The organism is Citrobacter sp. Cf136 (assembly GCF_030333815.1).
Classification (GTDB): Bacteria; Pseudomonadota; Gammaproteobacteria; order Enterobacterales; family Enterobacteriaceae; genus Citrobacter; species Citrobacter freundii.
Window position 1 is genome coordinate 1038370 of record NZ_JAOWFE010000032.1, and the last position, 21518, is coordinate 1059887.

21 protein-coding genes are annotated in these 21518 nt (G+C 52.7%); 6 read left to right on the plus strand and 15 right to left on the minus strand.

Features of this window, described 5'->3' with window-relative positions; genetic code table 11:
• Window positions 1-12: 12 nt before the first annotated feature.
• From OGV98_RS09365 to OGV98_RS09380, 4 genes are read right to left on the minus strand one after another with little or no spacing between them, the layout of a single operon-like run.
• A complete protein-coding gene (locus tag OGV98_RS09365) occupies window positions 13-936 on the minus strand; it encodes a 3-hydroxyacyl-CoA dehydrogenase family protein (protein WP_202581309.1) in 924 nt (307 codons plus the stop codon).
• Complete coding sequence (locus tag OGV98_RS09370; RefSeq protein ID WP_210943621.1) at window positions 926-2131, minus strand: acetyl-CoA C-acetyltransferase; 1206 nt, start codon at window positions 2129-2131, stop codon at window positions 926-928. The genes OGV98_RS09365 and OGV98_RS09370 overlap by 11 nt, the downstream gene beginning before the upstream one ends.
• A gap of 10 nt (window positions 2132-2141) precedes the next feature.
• Window positions 2142-2798: a CoA transferase subunit B gene (locus OGV98_RS09375; RefSeq protein WP_003020022.1), complete on the minus strand. Its 657-nt coding sequence runs from the start codon at window positions 2796-2798 to the stop codon at window positions 2142-2144.
• A 2-nt stretch (window positions 2799-2800) separates the two neighbouring features.
• Window positions 2801-3508: a CoA transferase subunit A gene (locus OGV98_RS09380; protein ID WP_003020020.1), complete on the minus strand. Its 708-nt coding sequence runs from the start codon at window positions 3506-3508 to the stop codon at window positions 2801-2803.
• 142 nt (window positions 3509-3650) lie between these two features.
• Here OGV98_RS09380 and OGV98_RS09385 point away from each other — a divergent pair, with 142 nt between their 5' ends.
• Window positions 3651-4541, plus strand: a complete 891-nt coding sequence (locus OGV98_RS09385) for a LysR family transcriptional regulator (RefSeq protein WP_003020016.1) — start codon at window positions 3651-3653, stop codon at window positions 4539-4541.
• A 19-nt stretch (window positions 4542-4560) separates the two neighbouring features.
• Here the strand turns inward: OGV98_RS09385 and OGV98_RS09390 are convergent, their stop codons facing one another.
• From OGV98_RS09390 to OGV98_RS09420, 7 genes are read right to left on the minus strand one after another with little or no spacing between them, the layout of a single operon-like run.
• Window positions 4561-5496 (minus strand): ABC transporter ATP-binding protein, encoded by a 936-nt coding sequence (locus tag OGV98_RS09390; protein WP_202581311.1) that lies wholly within the window; start codon window positions 5494-5496, stop codon window positions 4561-4563.
• Window positions 5489-6475, minus strand: coding sequence for an ABC transporter ATP-binding protein (locus OGV98_RS09395; RefSeq protein ID WP_202581312.1), 987 nt, complete (start codon window positions 6473-6475; stop codon window positions 5489-5491). The genes OGV98_RS09390 and OGV98_RS09395 overlap by 8 nt, the downstream gene beginning before the upstream one ends.
• Window positions 6472-7368, minus strand: coding sequence for a D,D-dipeptide ABC transporter permease (gene ddpC / locus OGV98_RS09400; RefSeq protein ID WP_003020010.1), 897 nt, complete (start codon window positions 7366-7368; stop codon window positions 6472-6474). Before ddpC ends, OGV98_RS09395 begins: the two co-directional genes overlap by 4 nt.
• Window positions 7365-8387: an ABC transporter permease gene (locus tag OGV98_RS09405; protein WP_032935738.1), complete on the minus strand. Its 1023-nt coding sequence runs from the start codon at window positions 8385-8387 to the stop codon at window positions 7365-7367. Before OGV98_RS09405 ends, ddpC begins: the two co-directional genes overlap by 4 nt.
• Window positions 8388-8431: 44 nt before the next feature.
• Entirely contained in the window at window positions 8432-9994 is a 1563-nt protein-coding gene (locus OGV98_RS09410) for an ABC transporter substrate-binding protein (RefSeq protein ID WP_003843680.1), read from the minus strand.
• Between the two features lie 15 nt (window positions 9995-10009).
• A complete protein-coding gene (ddpX, locus tag OGV98_RS09415) occupies window positions 10010-10597 on the minus strand; it encodes a D-alanyl-D-alanine dipeptidase (RefSeq protein WP_003020004.1) in 588 nt (195 codons plus the stop codon).
• A 14-nt stretch (window positions 10598-10611) separates the two neighbouring features.
• Window positions 10612-11478 carry a MurR/RpiR family transcriptional regulator gene (locus tag OGV98_RS09420; RefSeq protein ID WP_003843679.1) on the minus strand — a complete coding sequence of 289 codons (867 nt, stop codon included), beginning with the start codon at window positions 11476-11478 and terminating at the stop codon, window positions 10612-10614.
• A 401-nt stretch (window positions 11479-11879) separates the two neighbouring features.
• Here OGV98_RS09420 and hdeB point away from each other — a divergent pair, with 401 nt between their 5' ends.
• From hdeB to OGV98_RS09445, 5 genes are all read left to right on the plus strand, one after another.
• The gene (hdeB, locus tag OGV98_RS09425) at window positions 11880-12209 is read left to right on the plus strand and encodes an acid-activated periplasmic chaperone HdeB (RefSeq protein WP_003019999.1); all 330 of its coding nucleotides are present in this window, start codon (window positions 11880-11882) and stop codon (window positions 12207-12209) included.
• A 155-nt stretch (window positions 12210-12364) separates the two neighbouring features.
• Window positions 12365-14308: a methyl-accepting chemotaxis protein gene (locus tag OGV98_RS09430; RefSeq protein WP_049002427.1), complete on the plus strand. Its 1944-nt coding sequence runs from the start codon at window positions 12365-12367 to the stop codon at window positions 14306-14308.
• Window positions 14309-14487: 179 nt separating this feature from the next.
• Window positions 14488-14802 carry a helix-turn-helix domain-containing protein gene (locus OGV98_RS09435; RefSeq protein ID WP_003836258.1) on the plus strand — a complete coding sequence of 105 codons (315 nt, stop codon included), beginning with the start codon at window positions 14488-14490 and terminating at the stop codon, window positions 14800-14802.
• Entirely contained in the window at window positions 14795-16066 is a 1272-nt protein-coding gene (locus OGV98_RS09440; RefSeq protein WP_202580451.1) for a type II toxin-antitoxin system HipA family toxin, read from the plus strand. Before OGV98_RS09435 ends, OGV98_RS09440 begins: the two co-directional genes overlap by 8 nt.
• A 54-nt stretch (window positions 16067-16120) precedes the next feature.
• On the plus strand, window positions 16121-16639 hold the full coding sequence (locus OGV98_RS09445; RefSeq protein WP_049016486.1) for a hypothetical protein: 519 nt from the start codon (window positions 16121-16123) through the stop codon (window positions 16637-16639).
• Here OGV98_RS09445 and OGV98_RS09450 read toward each other — a convergent pair.
• The 4 genes from OGV98_RS09450 to OGV98_RS09465 form a co-directional block, all read right to left on the minus strand.
• Complete coding sequence (locus tag OGV98_RS09450) at window positions 16636-18006, minus strand: glycoside hydrolase family 10-like protein (protein WP_202580452.1); 1371 nt, start codon at window positions 18004-18006, stop codon at window positions 16636-16638. The two genes, OGV98_RS09445 and OGV98_RS09450, sit on opposite strands and share 4 nt — an antisense overlap.
• Window positions 18007-18018: 12 nt before the next feature.
• Window positions 18019-18306 carry a VF530 family protein gene (locus OGV98_RS09455; protein WP_003019974.1) on the minus strand — a complete coding sequence of 96 codons (288 nt, stop codon included), beginning with the start codon at window positions 18304-18306 and terminating at the stop codon, window positions 18019-18021.
• Window positions 18307-18440: 134 nt separating this feature from the next.
• Entirely contained in the window at window positions 18441-19769 is a 1329-nt protein-coding gene (locus tag OGV98_RS09460) for an HlyD family type I secretion periplasmic adaptor subunit (RefSeq protein ID WP_202580453.1), read from the minus strand.
• Window positions 19769-21508: a type I secretion system permease/ATPase gene (locus OGV98_RS09465; RefSeq protein ID WP_016150245.1), complete on the minus strand. Its 1740-nt coding sequence runs from the start codon at window positions 21506-21508 to the stop codon at window positions 19769-19771. The genes OGV98_RS09460 and OGV98_RS09465 overlap by 1 nt, the downstream gene beginning before the upstream one ends.
• Between the last annotated feature and the right edge of the window lie 10 nt (window positions 21509-21518).

A 21518-nucleotide genomic window follows, 5' to 3' on the forward strand; every position in this document is an offset into this window, starting at 1 on the left:
CAGAAAGAGACGTTATGGTTTCAGGGCAAAACGCAGTTGATTCTCTCTGCGTTGCTGGATGTACTCCTTGCGCGAATCATCCCAGCGATAAAATCCCTGACCGCTGCGTAAACCGGTATCACCGTTGGCTACCTTGTCAGCGACCAACGACATCATCTCGCTGCCGGTTGCCAGTTCCGGGAGCAGATGCCGACAAATATCCTGCACCGTAGAGAGTCCGGTCATATCTGCCGCTTCCAGCGGACCAACCATCGCATAGCGACGTCCGAGCGAGGCACGCATGACCTGATCCACCACCTCTGCGCTGGCGATGCCGCTTTTAACGATATGAAGCGCTTCACGAAGCAAAGCAAACTGCAGTCGATTGCCGACAAACCCTGGTGCGGCGCGATCGAGCACGACGGCTTCCAGTTGCATCGAGAGCAGCCACTGTTGCAGCTCACGCAGGTATTCCGCTTTGGTGGCGGTGCCGGGGACAATTTCGACCAGCGGAATAAAATGTGGCGGGTGCCAGAAATGGGCGATGAGCAGCCGCTCAGGATGGACGAGCTTTTCTGCCAGCGCATCCGGCGGCAGGCCGCTGGTATTACTGGCAATGACGGCCTCAGGCGCGATCAGATCTTCCAGTTGCGCATACAACGCGTGCTTGAGCTCGAGCCGCTCCGGGATCGCTTCAATCAGTAACCCGCACGCAGCAATCTCCGGTAGCGAAGTCGTACCGTGCAGACGACTCACAACCTGGTCTTTTTCGTCTACGGCAAACTGTTCGGCGGTAATCAGCTCATCCAGAATACCGCTGGCAACGGCGCTAATTTCTGCAATTCGGCTGCTATCGGTGTCATACAGCCAGACATCGTGACCATAACGGGCGAAGTGGGTGGCAATACCGACCCCCATTAACCCCGCCCCCAGAACGCAGACAGGCTTACTTTGCATGAGAGACCTCCTGCAAACGCTCTACCGCCAGCGCTACGCCCTGACCGCCGCCTACGCACAGCGTAGCCAGCCCTCTGGTCGCGTTACTGCGGGCCATTTCGTGCAGCAGTGTCACCAAGATTCGGCAACCAGATGCGCCGATGGGATGGCCCAGTGCAATCGCGCCGCCATTTACGTTCACCCGGTCGCTGTCCCAGTTCAGGGATTCGCCAACCGCCAGCGCTTGTGCGGCAAAGGCTTCGTTGGCCTCAATGAGATCGACATCATTCAACGTCCAGCCCGCTCGCTTCAGGCACTGGAGTGACGCTTCTACCGGCCCAATGCCCATAATGGCGGGATCGACACCAGAAACCGCGTAGCCTGTTACCCGGGCAAGCACTGGCAAATTGAGTTCTGCGGCTTTGCCGGCGCTCATCAACATCACCGCGGCGGCACCATCATTGATGGATGATGCATTTCCGGCGGTCACCGTGCCGTTTCCTGGCCGAAATGCTGGTTTAAGTTGCGCCAGCTTGTCGGCCTGAGTATCCGGGCGAGGCTGTTCGTCACGGTCCACCACACGTGGCGGCTTTTTGCCTTGTGGGACGCTAACCGGCGTGATTTCCGCGCTAAAACGACCCGCTTCAATGGCAGCGGCGGCTTTTTGCTGGGAGCGCAGGGCAAAAGCGTCCTGCTGCTCACGACTGATTACGAACTTATCCGCCAGATTTTCGGCAGTAATACCCATGTGATAGTCGTTGAACGCATCCCACAAGCCGTCATGCACCACGCTGTCTTTCATACTGGTATGACCCAACCGCAGACCGGCCCGCGCGCCGTCGAGAAAATAGGGCGCATTGCTCATGCTCTCCTGGCCTCCGGCAATCACGATTTGCGCATCGCCACAGCGAATTGCCTGTACCGCCTGATGCACCGCCTTCAGGCCAGAACCGCACACCAGATTAATGGTTAACGCCGGTGTGGTTGACGGCAGTCCTGCGCGTAACGCCGTTTGTCTGGCCGGATTCTGGCCGCAGCCTGTCGTGAGCACCTGACCTAAAATCACTTCATCAATTTGTTCAGGCGCCACAGCCGTTTTTTCCAGCAGCGAACGGACAACCGCTGTACCTAACTCCACAGCGGAAAGTGGTGCCAGCGCACCATGAAAACTGCCAATCGGGGTGCGCGTTGCCGCGACAATTACAACATCCTGCATGGTCAGCTCCTCAGTTAAATTGCATTTCGGGGACAGTTTCGGGCACGATCAGCTTGCCGGCGGTTCTGGCGACGATTTCATCCACACTGATACCCGGGGCGCGTTCACGCAGAATGAACGCCCCGTCGGCAATTTCCAGCAGAGCCAGGTCGGTAAGCACGCGTTTGATGCAGGCCACGCCGGTCAACGGCAGGGTGCAGGCGGGAAGCAGTTTGGACTCACCGCTTTTGGAAGCATGGGTCATTACCACGATGATGTTGTCGGCTCCGGCAACCAGGTCCATCGCGCCGCCCATGCCTTTCACCATTTTCCCGGGGATCATCCATGAGGCGATATTGCCGTTAACATCTACTTCAAACGCACCGAGCACCGTCAGATCAACGTGGCCGCCGCGAATCATGGCGAAGGATTGCGCAGAGTCGAAAATCGCCGCGCCTTTGCGCGCCGTCACGGTCTGTTTCCCGGCGTTAATCATGTCGGCATCAATTTCGTCTTCTGTGGGAAACGGCCCCATACCCAGCAAACCATTCTCTGATTGCAGCATCACGTCCATGCCATCAGGGATATAATTTGCCACCAGAGTGGGAATGCCGATTCCAAGGTTGACGTAATAACCGTCGCGCAGCTCGCGGGCGACGCGCATCGCCATTTGTTCACGCGTTAACATGGTCAGGCTCCTTTCTGGCGCAGGGTGCGTTGTTCAATACGTTTTTCAAACTGCCCCTGAATAATGCGGTTAACGAAAATTCCGGGAGTGTGAATCGCTGCAGGGTCCAGTTCTCCGGGAGGGACAATCTCTTCGACTTCCACGACGGTAATGCGCCCGGCGGCGGCCATCAGCGGATTAAAGTTCTGTGCGGTGTGGCGATAGATGACGTTGCCGTACCAGTCGGCTTTCCAGCCTTTAACCAATGCAAAATCACCGGTTATCGCCTGTTCAAGGATGTAAGGGCGTCCGGCAAACTCGCGAACCTCTTTCCCTTCCGCTACGGGGGTTCCATATCCAGTCGCGGTAAAAAATGCCGGGATCCCCGCGCCGCCCGCGCGCAACTGCTCTGCCAGCGTACCCTGTGGCGTCAGGATGGCTTCCAGTTCGCCGCTAAGCACCTGCTTCTCAAACAGGGCGTTTTCCCCTACATAGGACGCGACCACTTTGCGCACCTGGCGCGTTTCCAGCAGTACGCCAAGGCCAAAGCCATCCACGCCACAGTTGTTTGATACAACGGTAAGTCCCTGTACTTCTCGACGGCGTACTTCGGTAATCAGGTTTTCAGGGATCCCACATAAACCAAAACCGCCCGCCAGCAGCGTCATGTTGTCGGTCAGTCCTTCCAGCGCCTCTTGATAAGTGGCAACACGTTTATCCAGTCCAGCCATACACTTGCCTCCCCAGTTGTCCTTGCCGACATCATTGGGGGTGAAAAATGATTTGTTAATTTTAAATTTGTGACTCACTCATTGGGTTTTTTTATCAATTTAATGTTAATTAAAGGTATTCAACAAGTTAAAGGAATGCGAAATGGGAATGAGCATCAAACAGTTACGCGCGTTTTTAGCGGTAGCTCACACTCTGAATTTTGCTCATGCCAGTGAAAGACTGAACATGTCGCAACCCGCATTAAGCCTGGCGATTAAAGGACTGGAAGATTCGCTGGGCGGGGCGTTACTGTTGAGAACCACCCGCAAAGTGACTCTGACGCAGGAGGGAGAAACGCTGCTGAATATGGGGAGACAGCTGCTGGCGGACTGGGAGAATACGGAAGAAGCCATGCGCCAACGCTTTACGCTACAGCGCGGTAAAATCTCGATCGCCGCCATGCCCTCATTTGCCGCTAACGTCCTGCCATCGGTACTGAAAACGTTTCGTGATTCTTATTCTGGTATCAACGTAACGGTTCATGATGTGATCAATGAACACGTGATTGAAATGGTCAGTGAAGGGCGGGTCGAGATGGGCATAGCCTTCGAGCCGGACTATTCGGGACATCTGCATTTCACGCCGCTCGGCGTGGATCGTTTTATCGCGATTGTGCCGCCAACCTGTCGGCTGGCAGACAGGGATCGTATTGCATGGCGCGAACTGCTGACGCTGGATTTCATCACCTTGCAACGTCCGTCAGCCGTGCGGCTGATGCTGGAAGAACAACTGGTGCAAAGCGGACATACGCTGGAAGTAGCGCTGGAGAGCCATCAATTAGTAACCGTTGGCCGTCTGGTGGCTAACGGTCTGGGCGGTAGCGCCGTACCTGCACTATGCCGCACGCAAATGACAGAGTTAGGCGCAACCTGTATCGATCTGGATACTCCAGTGATCCAGCGTCGGATCGGGGTTTTGCGTTCGGCACATCATAAATTATCTACTGCTTCCGAGGTGCTGGTGGATTCACTGAAAAAGGCGTATCGCACCTGACTTTTCACTACGGCTCAGGTCATGTAACCGCCCGCCAGCAGCGAACGTCACATCCGGTATCACTTTTCAGTAATGCCTGTTTCTTCTCACAACCGCGGGTCGCTAACGGACATCTGTCACGAAAAAAACAGCCCTGTGGCAGGGTTCGATTCCCCGGGAGTTCTGTTTTCCGCAACACCAAATCTTCCGCCAGCGGCGCGCCCGTTTTAGGGACAGAGTCCAGCAATAATCGCGTGTAAGGATGGGCAGGTTGAGTGAGAACCCGCTGCGCATCGCCCAGCTCAACAATTTGCCCGAGGTACATCACCGCCACACGGTCGCTCATATGGCGGACCACCGACACGTTATGCGATATCAATACGTAGGTCAGATTTCTGCGCGCCTGAAGTGACACCAGAAGATTGAGAATTTGCGCCTGCACAGAGATATCCAGTGCTGAAGTGGGCTCATCGAGGACGATAACATCCGGCTCTGACGATAGCGCCCGGGCGATGGCAATACGCTGGCGTTGTCCGCCGGAAAACGCATGCGGCAGACGGTCGAGATATTCCGGGCGGATGCCTACCTGTTGGGCCAAATCTTCAGCAAGCATGCGGCGCTCACGTTCCGGACTTCGTTTTTGGATCCATACCGGCTCAGTGATCGTGCGCCACACCGGTAAGCGAGGATCCAGCGATGAAAGAGGGTCCTGAAAGACCATTTGCATACCGTTATGCTGTTTATCACCACGGTGAGAATAGCTTCCCTGGCTGGGTTTCAGCATGCCCATCAGCAGTTGCGCCAGCGTACTTTTTCCACAACCGGATTCGCCAACAATCCCCAGCGTTTCACCCTGGCGAATCTGTAAATCCAGACCGTTGAGCGCATGCACCCGTTCTGTAACCTTGCCAAGCCAGTTTTTACGCGCAGGAAAGTTGACATGAACATCCTGCAGCGCCAGTAAAAAATCAGACATGTGTTGTCTCCAGTTGTGGATACCAGCAGGCAGATTGTTGATCTACGCCTCCCTGACTACTTAACGCAGGCGTTTCTTCACAACGAGGACCAGCGGCAAAGCAGCGCTCACGAAATGCGCATCCGGCAGGTAAGCAGGTTAGGTTCGGTACGGTGCCGGGGATCGCAGGTAACAATTCGCGTGGTTCGCCGTGTTCCGGCGCGCATTTCAGCAAGCCGATGGAATAGGGATGCGTCGGACGTTGAATAACGGTTTGCGTCGGGCCACTCTCAATCACGCTCCCGGCATACATGACGTACAACCGGTCGCATAACTGTGAAACCACCGCCATATCATGGCTGATAAATAACACGGCTGTTCCGCTGGCCCGTGCTTTTAACTTCAGCAAACGCAGCACCTGCAGTTGCACCGTGACGTCCAGCGCGGTGGTCGGTTCATCGGCAATAATAAGCTCTGGTTCGCACGAAAAGGCCAGCGCAATCATCACGCGTTGGCGCATCCCGCCGGAAAGCTCAAACGGAAATCGTTTCATAACCTCCGGCGCGTCCGGGATTTGCATCTCTTCGAGTAGAGCGACGGCTTTCTGGCGGGCATCCGTGCGGCTTAACGCCTGGTGATGGCGGATCACCTCCACCATTTGCTGGCCGATACGCCGGGTCGGATTCAGTGCCGTCATGGGCTCCTGAAAGATCATCGCGACGCGTGCGCCGCGCCATTGACGCATTTGTTTCTCACTGGCGTTGAGCACATCTTCACCCAGCAGTGAAACGCGTCCCTGGTGAATACGATAGCTTCCCTCCGGAAGCAGACGCATGGTGAGCATGGCGGTCACGGACTTACCGGAACCGGATTCACCCACCACACCAACGATTTCTCCGCGGTTGATGTGCAGTGATACATGGTTCAGCGCATGCACATCAGCTTTATAGCCGGGGAAACTCAGATGTAAATCTTCGATTTCCAGTACGGGTTGTGTCATGACTGTTTTCCTCCGGCTTTCGGATCAAGCAGATCGCGAATACCATCGCCAAAGAGATTAAAGCCCACGGCGGTAATCAGAATGGCGGCGCCGGGAAAAGCACAATACCACCACTGATCAAGCACATAATTGCGGCCAATTGCGACCATCGCGCCCCATTCAGCGCTGGGTTGCTGCGCACCCAGACCGATAAACCCGAGCGTGGCAGCCATCAGGATCGCACTGCCGATATCCAGCGATGCCTGCACAATGAGTGGCGGCAGAGAATTGCGTAAAATGTGCCAGCTAATCAGATGCCAGCGTGAAGCGCCGTAGGTCCGGGCAGCCTGTACATAGCTAAACTGGCGCACCACTAACGTCTGACCGCGGGCGAGGCGCACATAGAAAGGGATACGGACGATGGCAATCGCCAGCATGGCGTTAAACAGGCTGGGGCCCAGCGCGGCGGCCAACGCCATCGTCAGCACCAGCGAAGGAATGGACAGCATAATGTCCATCATCCGCATAATTATCGCGTCGGCGCGCCCGCCCATGACACCCGACAAGCAGCCCAGCAGTGATCCCAATCCCCCGGCGATACCCACCACCACCAGACCCGCAACGACCGACTGCTGACTTCCTACCAGAACGCGGCTGAACAGATCGCGGCCAACTTCATCGGTACCAAACCAGTGAGCGGCTGACGGGGGCAGCAGGCGCGCACTCAAATTGATGGCATTAGGATCGTGTGGCGTTATCCACGGCGACAGCACCATCAGCAGCAGTATCAATACGATGATGACCCCGCCAACCAGCGTCAGCGGGCTACTTTTCATCATCCAGAACAGTTTGGCCCAGTCCGTGCGGCGGCGTGCTGTCTGAGGGGCGGTCGGCGTTTCTTGTGTGAGCATCATTCAGCACCTCCACGTCCAATTCGAGGATCTATCCACAAATAGAGCAAATCCACCACCAGGTTGACCAGCACATAGGCGAACGAGACCACCACGGCAAATCCCATTACCGCCGGGAAATCGAGCGCCTGAATTGAGGTCACTACCCAAGCGCCCATACCTGGCCAGGCAAAGACCGTTTCGGTCAATACCGCACCGTAGAGCAGATCGCCCAGCGCCAGGCCGAGGACGGTGATTGATGGGATGAGTGCGTTAGGCAATGCATAGCACAGCACGATGTACCAGCCCGGTAACCCGCTGGCGCGGGCGGTACGAATGTAATCTTCACTCAGTTGCTCCAGCATGGCGGAACGAATCTGGCGGGCAACGATCCCAAGATGTACAAAAGCCAGTGTCAGCGACGGCAAAATCAGGTGCTGAAGCGCATTGAAAAAGACTTCGCCGTTGCCTTCCAGCAGTGCATCAATCAGGTAGAACCCGGTGACGTGAGCAGGTGGATCCAGCCAGTCGTCTAAACGTCCACCGCCGGGTAAAATTTGCAGATGACCGTAAAACAGCACGATAACCCCCAGCCCCAGCCAGAATGCTGGCGTGGAGATACCGGTAATTGCCATTAGCCGAACAAGGTGATCAAGCCAGCGGTTACGCCAGACCGCAGATAAAATACCCAGCGGGATACCTATCACCAGCGCCAGCAACAAAGAGCAGAAAGCCAGCTCAAGGGTAGCGGGGAAGAAAATGCGCAGTTCATCCAGTACCGGACGCCCGGTGCGAATGGAGGTGCCTAAATCGCCGTGAAAAATGTCGCTGACATAGCGAAAAAACTGGACATACAGCGGTTGATTCAGCCCCAGCTGTTGGCGAATATTTTCGACAATTTCATCGCTGGCGCGGTCGCCCGCCAGCAGCCGTGCGGGGTCGCCAGGTATCAGATGTGAAATAATAAAGGTGATTACGCAAACACCGATAACCACCAGAATAAGTCCCCAGCATCGCTGGCGTAAAATACTCCAGAACGTCATTAGCTTCCCCTTGCGGAGCCAGAGCGGCTCCGCGTAAACGTGGCTTATTTACTCATGGTGGAGATATTGAAGACCTGTTCCAGCATGGGGTTGAATACAAATCCTTTGACGTCTTTGTTCATCGCCAACTGATAGTTTTTCTGGAATAAATAGACGTAGGCCGCTTCATCAATCACGATGGTTTGCGCCTGCTGGTAGTCATTGGTTCTGGCCACCTGATCGGTCGTAGCCAGCGCGCTACGTAGCAGCTTATCGACCTCACTGTTTTCATAGAACGAACGGTTACCCGGCAAGCCTTTCTTATCTGACTCAAACCAATAGTTCATAAACATGTACGGGTCGGCAAAATCCGGACTCCAGTTGCCGATAGCAATGTCGTAATCCCCTTTACCCACACGGTCACGCATGGTGGCATTCGCCAGTTTTTCCAGCTTCACCTTAATGCCCAGTTTGCCAAGGCTTGCCTGGGTAGCGAGCGCGATAGGTTCCCAGTTTGGATCATTATCTGAGTACAGGAAGCTCAGGCTTTCAGGTTTGGTGGCAACTTTGTCCCACGCTGCTTTGGCTTTGGCTTCATCGAAGCTGTACTGCATGGCCTTATCGTCAAAACCCCACATGCCTTCGGGGATTGGGCCACGCATTTGCTTTCCATTGCCGCTTAGGATCCCGTTGACCATGCCTTTATAATCGGTGGCCCACGAGATAGCGCGGCGTAAATCCACCTGATTGAGCGGGGCCTTACTGTTGTTGAGATACAGATAAGTCACGCGCAATGAGGGATAATCCGCCACGTTCACTTTGCCTTCCTGTTTTAAAGCAGCAAGCTGGTCAACAGGAAGCGCATCGGCAATGTCGATATCGCCACGGGACAGTTGCAGGCGACGGGAGGCGCTTTCACCAATGATTTTGACTGAGACGCGCTTAAACGTCGGTTTTGTACCGGCATAATGCGGGTTAGGCACCAGCACCAGTTGTTGTCCCTTTTGCCAACTCTTCAGCATGAAGGGACCAGAGCCTGCCGTGTTCTGTGCCAGGAATCCGCGGGCATCGTCTGCGGCATGCTCTTTTAAGATGGCCGGGTTAATGATTGAGGCACCGTCATTTGCCAGTGTATACAGAAACGGAGCAAACGGCTGGCTGAGGGTAAACTTCACCGTGGTGTTATCAATGGCCTCAACCTTCAGATCTTTCGGGAAAGCCTCCGCAGGTCCCTGACCAATCTTGAGCAATCGTTCGAAGGATTGCTTTACCGCATCAGCCGTCACCGGTGTTCCGTCGGCGAATTTGGCATCGTTTTTCAGGGTAAACGTCCACTCTTTCTGGTCGTCCGAGGCTTTCCAGCCGCTGGCTAAATCGCCTTCAACTTCTGTGGAACCTTTACCACCATCTGTTTTGTACTGAACCAACCGCTGGTAAGAGGGATAGGTGACCGTCCAGTCATTGTTATCTATGGTCACAGCGGGATCGAGCGTCTGCGGATCGGCGGCTTTACCAATCACTAACATATCTTTGGGAACAGCAGCCTGCGCGGCGGGCAGGGCAACCGCTAACGCAACGGCTATCAGAGCGGGGCGGAAAAAAGCGTTTAACGCAGGTGTAGTCTTCATAACCAGGCTCCAGAATTAAAGGGGATGTTGTGTTGTTATAGACGTGACAGTGTAACAATCAATTTGATCGTCAAGCAGCGGGTAACGGGCGGCATCAGGTAATTCAAAATGCCACCATTCGCTGTTAATACCGACAAAACCACCACCAAACATAATGGCATTGAGCAGCAGGCGGTTACGCTGCGCTGCCGGAGGAACAGATGGATGCCAGGCATGGGAACGGTCGTGCATTTCATCAAAACCGGCCCCCATATCAAGGAGATGGCCGCGATCGTCCATCAACGTGACGTCAATTGCCGTACCCCGACTGTGATTGGAACCAATCGCGACATCGACAACATATTGCGGGTCGGGACAGGCATTCCACAGTATCGCCTGCGCCTGCTGGGGGCGATACGCGTCGTACACCACCAGCGACAAGCCCGCCAGTTGCGCAATGCTGATGCTTTTTGCCAGCGCGGTTACCGCCTCGGTGTGCAACAGGCAACGCGCTTCCCTGTAGATAGGTGCGCCGGTAATGTTGTCGGCAGTAGCGTATTTAAGATCGATATGCAGCGACGGAAATATCACCGACAGATCGACCAGTTCTGGGAGTTCTGACATAGCACGTTTCCTGTTTATTGTTCGAATTGACCAAATTGTTGTTGTAACTGGCGATTAGTTTGCAGGCGTCCTGCGAGGGCGTCACCCAGTTGCGCCACCACCGCAGAAAGTAATAAGTTGAACAGACAGCTCACCGGTGCCAGTGAGTCCCAGAAATGTCCGGTGTCGGTTTTTACCTGAAGCAAATCAATGGAATAATCCCTGGCCCATGGGCACCACACATCGGTAATTAGCGCCAGCGGAATGCAGCGTTCAGTGGCGACACGGCAATATTGTCGCGAAATAGCGGAGTAGGCGCGCATATCGGTAATAACCACGTAAGGCTTGCTGAATCCCGAGTTCAACGACTCTACCCAACTGCCGGAAAGGCCTTCGGAGTAGCTGACTTTCGGTCGCAGATATTCCAGGTGACTAAAAAAGGCGTTAGCGATCCCGCGGGTGGACTGGATCCCGAGGATGTACACGGCTTCCGCATGCGCCAACTGCTGTGCAATGCGTAGAAACGTCTCACCCTGAGCAAGTTGGTAGACGTGGGTAATGGCGTCGATTTCCAGTAACAGCGACTGGTGCGCCCGATCTGGCAGGCTTTGTTGCTGGTGCCAGGAATCCAGTCGTTCATTCATTCCCCAGGGCTGATAAGGAACTACAGGCAGCTCACGCAGACTGGCTTTTGCATCCTCCAGGTTACGAAAGCCCAGTTTACGCAGATAACGTCCGACGGTAATGCCGCTGGTTCCGGTCGCTTTAGCGATGCCATCCGCTGTTTCAAATGGGATCTGCACAGCATGGGCTAACAGCCACCCAGCCACGCGCTTTTCGCTGGGCGTCAGCTGGCTAAAGGTTTGCTCTATGCGGGTAAATAACTCTGGTTTGGCTGTCATTACCTTCTCGCTGTTAGTTGTCTGTCAGATTCCGTATCTCTGTTAGCGAATTAACAATGCACGACGCGTGCCATGTCAGTAACAGCAGCATGCTGGCTGTTTTTGTTAAAATTCAGCTCAAATTCGTTAACTAATGATCAACATTTGTGCAGCGTAGTTCAGTTTTGGTGCAACGGCAGAGGAAGCGGGGTATGAATCTGCTGATTTCGTCGGAACGATCACATTGTGGGCAACATTTATCCCTAAGACATAAGAATCAGTAATTGAAAATATAAATTTCAGCCATATCAATAACACCAATCTTTATTCTTATGACTATAAGGGTATTATTTTTCACGAGCTACATTAACGGTGTTAAGCGCAAGTGTAGATATTATTTATATTATACATGGAGTACTACAATGAATAAATTCTCCCTTTCTACAGCAGGTATTCTGGTCGCAGCGCTGTTAACCAGTGTCAGCGTCAATGCAGCAACTGATAACGCTAAAACTGAAGTGACTCCGAAAGGCATGAACTGTCAGGAGTTTATTGATTTGAACCCACAAACTATGGCTCCGGTGGCCTTCTGGGTGCTCAATGAAGACGAAGACTTCAAAGGTGGCGATTACGTAGACTATAACGAAACCGTTACGACTGCAGTTCCTCTGACCGTTGAACTTTGTAAGAAACATCCGCAGAGCGAATTAAGTAAAATAAAAGACGAAATCAAAAAAGAATTATCTAAATAAAATTAAGCCGTTATTAAAACCCAGCCAAAGTGCTGGGTTTTGTTATTTGTGACATTGTCACTTTTTTCTTTTGCAATACTTAAGAAATCTTTATAAAGATATAAAGGCCTGTGCCGATACTGGATAAAAGTTAGCCTTTTGCAGAAGGAGTTTGTATGGCCTGGTATCCTACTCGTATTTCAACGCGTTTAACCATCGGCGGCATTCTGCTGCTTGCAGTAACGACTATTGTTATCGTGGTGATTATGCTCTGGCGTGGTCAGCCGCGCGTCGTTGAAATCAACACCGCCCTGATCGAAGAAACAGGGCAAGGTTTAACCCGTCAGTTGAGTACCGTATTGTCCCGAATTGAAGGTGAGACAGTCAGCATGTCGCGACTGGCTGAAGTGTTGCCTAACGATGAATCTCTGTATCAAAGCGTCGTTCCGCATCTGATTGGTGAAGGTAAAGACTCGATTATTACCGGCGGCGGCATCTGGCCAGAACCAGACGCCTTCACCGCAGGTGTGGAGAAAAGAAGCTTTTTCTGGGCGCGTAATGCCGAAGGAAAGCTTGTCTATTCCAACGATTATAACGTCGAAGGATCAAGCGGATACCACAATGAAAGCTGGTATCAGCACGCCAAAGGGCAATCACAAAACAACTGCCTATGGTCTGATGTTTACCAGGATGCCAGTTCAGGCGTCAACATGGTGACATGCAGTGTGCCTTATCAGCAGGCGGGCAAGTTTGCCGGTGTCGCGACCACCGATATCCGTCTGGATAACGTCGCAACTTTCATGCAGCAGCAGGGCAACAGTACTGGCGGTTACGCGTTTGTGGTAGACAAGCAGGGACAAATTCTCTATTTCCCGCAGGCCGACCTGGCCAAACATAAAACCATTAACGATCTGGCGCAAAGCGCGCAGTGGCTTATCCCGGTGCAAAACGGTCTGAAATCTTTGCGCCCGACAGATGGGGTGAAGACAATAACGCTGGAAAATGATCTCATCCTGAATACAGCGTCACAGGTCATGCTGTTCCCGATGCCAGATACCGGCTGGGTCGTAGGGCTTGTGACACCAGAATCACGTATTGTCGGTCTTGCCAAAGTGATGATGCAGGACGTTCTGGAGGTATTGATCCCTATCATGACGCTGTTGCTGGTGGGATCATGGCTGGTGGTTCGTCGACTAATTTCACGTCTCGATGATACTCGTCAGGCTCTTGATGACATCGCGCAGGGAGAAGGTGATCTTACCCGTCGTCTGGATGTTCGCGGCAAAGATGAGATTTCGGCTATCGCCGAGGCGTTTAACCTGTTCGTCGATAAAATCTCGGCCATCCTGATTACCGTCAGAAGCAGTAGCACAGTGGTGGCGAATAACGCCGTTAGCCTGGCTGACAGTAATATGGAGCTTTCATCTCGCGTAACGCAGCAGGCCGCTGCGCTGGAAGAGAGTTCAGCGGCTATGGAGCAGTTAAATGCGACCGTTCATCAAAACGCCAGTAATACACAGCTGGCGGATGAGCTATCCGATAACACAGCGCAAACGGCCAACCGTTGCGGTGATGTGATGCAGGGCGTTATCTCTACGATGGATAACGTCAGCGCCTCATCCGGCAGAATGGTGGAAATTGTCGCGGTCATCGACAGCATTGCGTTCCAGACCAATATTCTCGCCCTGAATGCCGCGGTTGAAGCCGCCAGAGCGGGTGATGCTGGCAGAGGGTTTGCCGTCGTGGCCTCCGAAGTGCGCACGCTGGCTCAGCGCAGTGCCACCGCCGCCCAGGAAATTAAAGCGTTGATTGATGAATCCGTTTCTCATGTTGGTAGCGGAAGTCAGCAAATTCACACTGCCGGCGAACGTCTGGGAGAACTGGTCAGCAATGTGCGTCAGGTACGCCAGTTGATGGGGGAAATACGCGTTGCGGGTGAAGAACAGCGTAAAGGTGTTTCCGAAGTTACGCTCGCCGTTACCGAAATGGACAGCACCGTTCAGCAGAATGCCTCGTTAATTGATGATGCCGCAGCACGGACGCAGGCGCTGAAAGAGGAGGCGGAACAGCTGGCATTGCTGGTCTCTTCTTTCAGATTACCTGAGCCTTCCGTTGCCTGATAACCACATCCTATCCGGGTACAGATCTTGTGCCCGGATAATTCCAGAATAATGGTGCTTAACCACGATTTATTGATTTAACTCCTTTTTATTGTGTCTTACAAAACTTTGAATCATTCTCCGCTTAACTCTATAATATTGGGTGTAAAGTCGTTTTTATTTCAATAAGAGCCAATATTATGGATTTAACGCTCAATACAGCAGCCGATATCGTCAAACTACTTTGCGACAGATTGCGTAAGGAACGGCTCGCGCAGCAAATGACGCAGGCAGATGTTGCCGCGCGTTCAGGTGTCGGTGTGAATACCGTTTCGAATCTGGAGGCGGGTAAAAATGTAGGATTTGAGAATCTGGTCAAAGTCGCGATGGTGTTAGGCTATGGTGACGCGCTGGAGGGCTTATTCAAACCCAGGATCGACAGTCTGGATGATATTTTGCGTTACGAGAAGAGCGCGGCACGCCAGCGGGTGAAAAGGAAAAATACTGATGCCTGAGCAAGTCGATGTCTTTTATGAAGGCTGGGGTGAAAAATGGTTGTGGGGAAAACTGGTGTCTTCCTCAGCCCTGACCGGACGCCCGTTGATCGCCTTTGAATACAGTGAAGACGCTATACGTAAGGGGCTGGAGCTGTCCCGGTTAAGGTTACCGCTGAACGGTCCTCGTTTACGCAGGGATTTCCCGGCTCATCAGTTGGGATTACCAGGACCCGTGTACGATTCGCTACCTGATGGTTGGGGTATGCTGTTGATGGATCGGTTATTTAAACGCCGCGGACTCAACGCAGCGCGCATCGGACCTCTGGAGAGGTTAACCTGGGTCGGCAATAACGCAATGGGCGCCATGACGTTCCGGCCCGTTCAGTCAGATGTCGAGACGCTTTCAAAAGAGGATGTTCCTCTCGAACAACTGGCATCTGAGGTTCAGGAAGTCCTGAGCGGCGAAGGCGGGGAATTCTTGCAAAAACTGCTCCAGATGGGCGGTTCACCACAAGGGGCCAGGCCAAAAGCGTTACTTTATCGTGACAGTGTCACGTCAAAGTTCACCACTGCGCCCCTCCCGGAGAGCGAAAGCTGGTTGATTAAATTTCCTGCCAGGCATGAGCATGCTGAGGTATGTGCCATCGAAGCGGTATATGCTGAATGTTTGCGGCAATGTGGGATCACTACGCCTGATACCGCGTATTTTAATCTGCCTGACGGGCAGGCGGCATTTGCTACCCGCCGTTTCGACCGTGACCAGTCGGTCCGTATTCCTATGCAGAGCCTGGCGGCATTTACCGGTGCAAATTACCAGATACCCGGTGCTTTAGATTACCGGGATTTTCTGCGCGCCACACAGATTTGTACCAATGATGTCAGAGAAAAAGCGAAAGCGTTCGAACGCGTGGTTTTCAACGTGGCATTTAACAACCGTGATGACCATCCCAAAAACTTTGCCTATTTAATGTCAGCCGCAGGAAACTGGACTTTGGCTCCGGCTTACGACGTGACCTGGTGCGAAGGACCCGGCGGGTATCACCAAATGGACGTGCTGGGAGAAGCGCTGGATATCGAAAGAAAGCACCTGCAGCAGCTTGGCATACAGGAAGCTGAGCTATCAGCTGAGCATGTGAACGCTATAATCGACAAGATCTGCCACCATGCAACAGCGCTAAGCGTTACAGCCAAAGACAAATACGCCGATCAGATAACACAAACTACGCTGAATACGATACAGAAACAGATTAATGATAATGTCCGCCGTTTAATGTCCCGGTAACGCAGATACAGCCGCTACACTTAGCGAAGAATTAAATCTGAGCGAGGCAACGTTATGGCTGAATTTGTCGTGAATATGCTGAAAAACACGCCAGTTTGGGTGTATCTGCTGTTTGCCTTTCTACTGTATCGAGGGATTAAAGCCAGAACACCCGCCACTGTCACGCTGGAAAAGCTGGCGCTGATCCCCGCTATTTTTTTAGTCTGGGATATCTACGATTTAATCACTTATCGCGACCCGACCCTCATTACGTATATTCAGTGGGCGATAGGTATCATCAGCGGCGCAATCATTGGCTACATATTAATTAACCCCGGCCGTTTGAGCCGCAGTAGCGCACCACGGAGTATTCACCGTCCGGCAGATTATTCCGCATTGCCATTTATGCTGCTGGCATTCGGCGTTAAGTACGTACTTGGCGTACTTAACGCCATTTCCCCCGACGTTTTACGTCAACCCGCAATGAGCGCCCTGGCTATCATTACTGGCGGCATGTTCGCCGGAATTTTTGTGGGGAAATTTACCCGCTACGTGAGCGTCTGGCTCAGGCTTCCCGCTCAGAACAACCATTAACGTCCCCAACGATTGCGAATATAGGTCACAGCTTCCTGCGTTTGCGGTTGATTAAGGTAATCTTCGCGAAACAGGATCGTGCCGTTAATGTACGGTTCGGTCTCGTTTAGATCGAGCTGCTTTTTCAGTTCCGGCACACCGCCTTTGACCGTCCAGTCTGGCTCTTTTCTCGATGGTTCACCAACTTTATACAGCGCTACACCAATGTAGAGGCGAGTGTTGGTTGATTTCACGACATCTGCCCACCATTTTGCCAGTACATCGTAGCGCGCTGCATCGCGGGCAAAAGGCCAGTAGAGTTGCGGTGCGATGTAATCCAGCAAGCCTTGTTGCACCCAACGGCGGGTGTCGGCATAAGACTCATCATACGCTGCCGCACCGCGCGTGTCGGAGCCCGCTGGATCGTGCGAACGGTTGCGCCATACGCCCGCAGGGCTGACACCGAATTCAACCTCAGGCTTGAGTTTCTTGATAGTCCGTGATACCTGGGCAATCAGCCGTTGCGTGTTATCGCGGCGCCAGTCAGCTTTGGAAGCGAATCCCTGGCCGTATCTTCTGAACGTCTGGCTGTCATTGAGCGCAGAGCCAGGAGACTCGGTATAGAAGTAATCATCAAACTGCACACCGTCAACAGGGTAATTCTCAACCACTTCCGCCACGATGCTGGTTATCCAATCACGCACTTCGGGAATACCGGGGTCTAACACAAAACGCTCGCCCGCGGTGCGGATCCAGTCCCGATGCAGAACGTATACGCTGGACGGTGTTTGTGACAGCGTGCTGTTTAATTCAGTGACCGTCGAAGGTTTGGTGTTTACAGACACGCGATAGGGGTTAAGCCAGGCATGAACTTTCATTCCGCGCTTATGCGCTTCATCGAGCATAAACTGCAGCGGATCGTAACCCGGATCCTGGCCAATCGTGCCGGTCAGGGTATCTGACCACGGCAGAATCTTTGACTTCCACAATGCGGTCCCATCGGGCTTAACCTGGAAAAAAACGGTGTTAATACCAAGTCGTTTCAGGTTGTCCAGCTTATCCGTCAGCGCTTTTTGCTGCAGGCTGATGCGTACAGCAGGTGAACTGATGTTCACAGATGAGATCGGCGGCCAGTCAAGACGTGAAACCGTCGCCAGCCAGATCCCACGCACTGGCTCCTTACTCTGCTGAGGTTTGCTCACCGGAGGTTGCGGAGTGGTTTTGGGGCCGGGCGGTTGTGAAGAAGAACAGCTGCCAAGTAACAACATACTGCCCACAAGTACAGCAAACCATTTCATGTTGGTCAGCGGTAGTCTGGCACGAGAACGGGCGATAATCTTCGCCAGTTTTTTCTGATAATTTCCTGAAAAGAAACCGGATGCTGCCATCTGATTTTGCTCTTATTTCTTCTTATTGCGGCTGTTAGCCCAGGGATCGAAGGCCGGTTCGGGAGTGTTATTTGAGGCCTGGTCATGTAGAGAGTCCAGGTACAGTGCTTCTACTTCTGCCCGTGCCCATGGCGTACGGCGCAGAAACTTCAAACTGGATTTAACGCTCGGTTCATTTTTAAAGCAGTTGATATTAATGCGTTGCGCCAGCTCAGCCCAACCATAACGTTCAACCAGGGCATTGACCTGCATTTCTAGCGTCACGCCATGTAAAGGGTCTTTAGAATTATGAGCATTCATATGAAGTCCAGTTCAGTGGTTCCAGATTTTGTCAGTAGTGAGACGGGAAGAAGGTTACAAGAAAGCAAAGCTGCCAGCAACGGCAGAAAGCGGTATGGCGCGACAAGCCGTACGTCATACCGGCAATGGATGGATCAATACTCTTTAAAAGCCAGTTCCAGACGGGCAATCAACGGTTTAAACAGGTAGCTCATCAGGGTTCGTTCACCGGTCTTGATCGTCACGCTGGCGGGCATTCCCGCTTTAATTTTGTAATCGCCCAGCAAACGCGCGCCCTCTGCTGAAACCAGTACTTCCGCAAGGTAGTAAGGCTGCTGAGTGGCTTCATCAATTAAGCGGTCCGCAGAGATAGTCAGAACCTGGGCCGGAACCGAAGGTAACAGCGCATGGTTAAGGGCAGGGAACAGCACATCAACAGTTAAACCGGGGACCAGTTTATCAATGGCATGTACGGGTATTTTGGCATCAATTTGCATCGGTTGTCCGGCGGCGACGATATCCATCAAATGTTCTCCAGGCTGAATGACGCCGCCCACGGTACTGACTTTAACATCCAGCACAATACCGTTAATCGGTGAGCGGATCTCGGTGTTATCCAGCTCATGACGCGTTGATACCAATTCATCCTCCAGCATTGCCACTTCTTTTTGGTTTTCCGTCAGTTCAGACTCAACTTCACGTAAATATTGATGACGCACCTGATAGGCTTTAATTTTTAATTCGTTCTGCTGCGATTTCAGTTTGGCAATGTTAAGAATATCTTCTGAAACGCTGCCAGATATTTCTGCTGCCTCGCGCTCCAGCACCAGTAATTGTGCTTTGGGATAATAGTTTTTTTCGCTCAGCGCCCGAATAGCCCCTAACTCCCGGTTAATCAGAGAAAACTGGTGGTCGCGATAACCTTTTATTTTATTGAGATTATCCGTCTGTCCAACCAGACCATCGAGCGTCTCCTGAATCATCGACAGTTCATCCTGAATCGTTTTGCGACGGGTATCGAAAAGTTTAGCCTGCAGATTTCTGACTTCTGATAGCCGTTTATTGCCAGAGAATTGCTGCGTCAGCGTAGTATTAAAGCGGATCACATCCAGGTCATCGCGTTCTGCTAACAGGCGATCTTCGATACTTTTTGCAGAAATATACTGGGCATTCAACGCGCTGAAACGCATTTCAAGCTGCATTTTATCCAACCGGACGAGGACCTGATTTTTCTTAACGAAGTCGCCTTCTTTGATAAAGATATCGGTTACCCGACCGCCGCTCAGATGCTGAATGGTTTTGCGGTTACTCGATACGGTAACCGTACCATCGGCGACCACGCCCGCATCTAACGGAGCTTGCACTGCCCAGAGGATAAAACTACCGACACCAAGCACAATGACGATCACGCCCCGGATAATCGGCGACCAGATATTGGTATCTACGCCAGCAGAGGCCGTGTTGTGGGGGTTCTTTTTCATCATCAAGCCTCACGTTGCTGTTCAGTCGTGGATGGAGAAGGCGTAGCCACCGGTTTCAGTACGTTGGCCTGACGCAAATGGGCAAAAACCTGATCGCGGGTACCAAACTCCTGTATAACGCCATCGTTAAGCAGCAAAACCTTATTGACCACGCCGAGCAGCGTCGGGCGGTGTGAGATAATGACTGTGGTTTGTCCCTGGGTACGCAGAGCATTGATGGCTTTAACGAGTGCAAATTCGCCCGCGTCGTCAAGATTGGCATTCGGTTCATCAAGCACGATAAACGCAGGATTGTTATACACGGCGCGCGCCAGCCCGATGCGCTGTCGCTGCCCACCGGAGAGCTGGTATCCACCTGCGCCCAGCAGAGTGTCATAACCTTGCGGCAAGCGCAGGATCATCTCATGAACGCCTGCCAGTAATGCGGCGGCGACGATAAGCTCACTGTCATTCTGCGCGAAGCGGGCAATGTTTTGTGCGATGGTACCGTCAAACAGTTCCACATCCTGCGGCAGATAGCCAATAGACGGGCCCAGCAGCGCTTTATCCCACTGGCATATATCTGCGCCATCTAATCTGACTTTCCCTGATAACGGTTTCCAGACACCAACCAGAACCTTTGCCAGCGAGGTTTTTCCTGAGGCTGAAGGGCCGATAATTCCCAGCACTTCACCTTGCTCCAGCTGGAATGAGATATTACGCAGTAGCGGAGAAGGCTGGCCGGGGGCTGCAGCGAAGACGCTTTCGACGCTGATGTTGCCATTCGGACGCGGCAGGGTCAGTACCTCTTTCGGCGCCGGATACTCCTTTAGCAAGGTTGAGAGCTGATGCCACGCGCTACGAAACTGCACGAACTGCTTCCAACTGCCAATGACTTGTTCTACCGGGTTGAGGACGCGGCCAAGAATGATCGAGGCGGCAATCATCAAGCCCGGGGTAATATGGCCGCCGATCACCAGTAAAGCCCCGGCGCCCAGCGCAATCGACTGCAGCAATACCCGCACAAAGCGGCTGAGACTGCTTAACCCGGCCGTTTTGTCGGCAATCTGTGTTTGTAGCGCCAGCACTTTGTTATGTTGCTCCTGCCAGTTGGACTTCAGGGTCGAAAGCATCCCCATCGCTTCAATGGCATCGGCGTTTTGCAGCTGTTTATTCAGTTTGCTGGCATTGTTAATGGTTAAGGCGTGCGCTTGCTGAATCGGACGCTTGGTAGAGATTTCAGATACCAGCGTCAGAATAAATAATAATGTTATTCCGCCGAGAGAAAGATATCCCAGCAGGGGATGGACCAAAAAGGCGATGAACAGATATATCGGCGTCCACGGAATATCCAGTAAGGCGAACAGACTATTCCCGGAAAGAAACTGACGGATCTGATCCAGTTCGGCTAAAGATTGCGCCGGGTTGTTATCACCGGTAACCATCTTTCTTTTAAAGGCTGCGTTAAAGACCAGCTGACTTAGCTTTATATCCAGCCTGTTGCCAAGCCTGACCATAACCTGCGCGCGGGCAGATTCAATCATGGCAATAACGATGTACAAGCCGACAATCAATAAGGTTAACATTAACAGCGTGGTGGTATTTTTACTGACCAGCACACGATCGTAAACCTGTAGCATATAAATTGCCGGCGCCAGCATAAGCATATTAATCACACAACTAAAAAACAGCAGCATCAGAAAAGTGGGTTTCGTTCCCTTTAATGCATCATTCAGTTCTGTTGGCGTATGCTGGCGCGACATAGTCTTCTCC

Coding starts and splice junctions, on each gene's coding strand:
- OGV98_RS09365 (WP_202581309.1), bottom strand. CDS start 936: ATGCAAAGTAAGCCTGTCTGCGTTCTGGGGGCGGGGTTAATGGGGGTC.
- OGV98_RS09370 (WP_210943621.1), bottom strand. CDS start 2,131: ATGCAGGATGTTGTAATTGTCGCGGCAACGCGCACCCCGATTGGCAGT.
- OGV98_RS09375 (WP_003020022.1), bottom strand. CDS start 2,798: ATGTTAACGCGTGAACAAATGGCGATGCGCGTCGCCCGCGAGCTGCGC.
- OGV98_RS09380 (WP_003020020.1), bottom strand. CDS start 3,508: ATGGCTGGACTGGATAAACGTGTTGCCACTTATCAAGAGGCGCTGGAA.
- OGV98_RS09385 (WP_003020016.1), top strand. CDS start 3,651: ATGGGAATGAGCATCAAACAGTTACGCGCGTTTTTAGCGGTAGCTCAC.
- OGV98_RS09390 (WP_202581311.1), bottom strand. CDS start 5,496: ATGTCTGATTTTTTACTGGCGCTGCAGGATGTTCATGTCAACTTTCCT.
- OGV98_RS09395 (WP_202581312.1), bottom strand. CDS start 6,475: ATGACACAACCCGTACTGGAAATCGAAGATTTACATCTGAGTTTCCCC.
- ddpC (WP_003020010.1), bottom strand. CDS start 7,368: ATGATGCTCACACAAGAAACGCCGACCGCCCCTCAGACAGCACGCCGC.
- OGV98_RS09405 (WP_032935738.1), bottom strand. CDS start 8,387: ATGACGTTCTGGAGTATTTTACGCCAGCGATGCTGGGGACTTATTCTG.
- OGV98_RS09410 (WP_003843680.1), bottom strand. CDS start 9,994: ATGAAGACTACACCTGCGTTAAACGCTTTTTTCCGCCCCGCTCTGATA.
- ddpX (WP_003020004.1), bottom strand. CDS start 10,597: ATGTCAGAACTCCCAGAACTGGTCGATCTGTCGGTGATATTTCCGTCG.
- OGV98_RS09420 (WP_003843679.1), bottom strand. CDS start 11,478: ATGACAGCCAAACCAGAGTTATTTACCCGCATAGAGCAAACCTTTAGC.
- hdeB (WP_003019999.1), top strand. CDS start 11,880: ATGAATAAATTCTCCCTTTCTACAGCAGGTATTCTGGTCGCAGCGCTG.
- OGV98_RS09430 (WP_049002427.1), top strand. CDS start 12,365: ATGGCCTGGTATCCTACTCGTATTTCAACGCGTTTAACCATCGGCGGC.
- OGV98_RS09435 (WP_003836258.1), top strand. CDS start 14,488: ATGGATTTAACGCTCAATACAGCAGCCGATATCGTCAAACTACTTTGC.
- OGV98_RS09440 (WP_202580451.1), top strand. CDS start 14,795: ATGCCTGAGCAAGTCGATGTCTTTTATGAAGGCTGGGGTGAAAAATGG.
- OGV98_RS09445 (WP_049016486.1), top strand. CDS start 16,121: ATGGCTGAATTTGTCGTGAATATGCTGAAAAACACGCCAGTTTGGGTG.
- OGV98_RS09450 (WP_202580452.1), bottom strand. CDS start 18,006: ATGGCAGCATCCGGTTTCTTTTCAGGAAATTATCAGAAAAAACTGGCG.
- OGV98_RS09455 (WP_003019974.1), bottom strand. CDS start 18,306: ATGAATGCTCATAATTCTAAAGACCCTTTACATGGCGTGACGCTAGAA.
- OGV98_RS09460 (WP_202580453.1), bottom strand. CDS start 19,769: ATGATGAAAAAGAACCCCCACAACACGGCCTCTGCTGGCGTAGATACC.
- OGV98_RS09465 (WP_016150245.1), bottom strand. CDS start 21,508: ATGTCGCGCCAGCATACGCCAACAGAACTGAATGATGCATTAAAGGGA.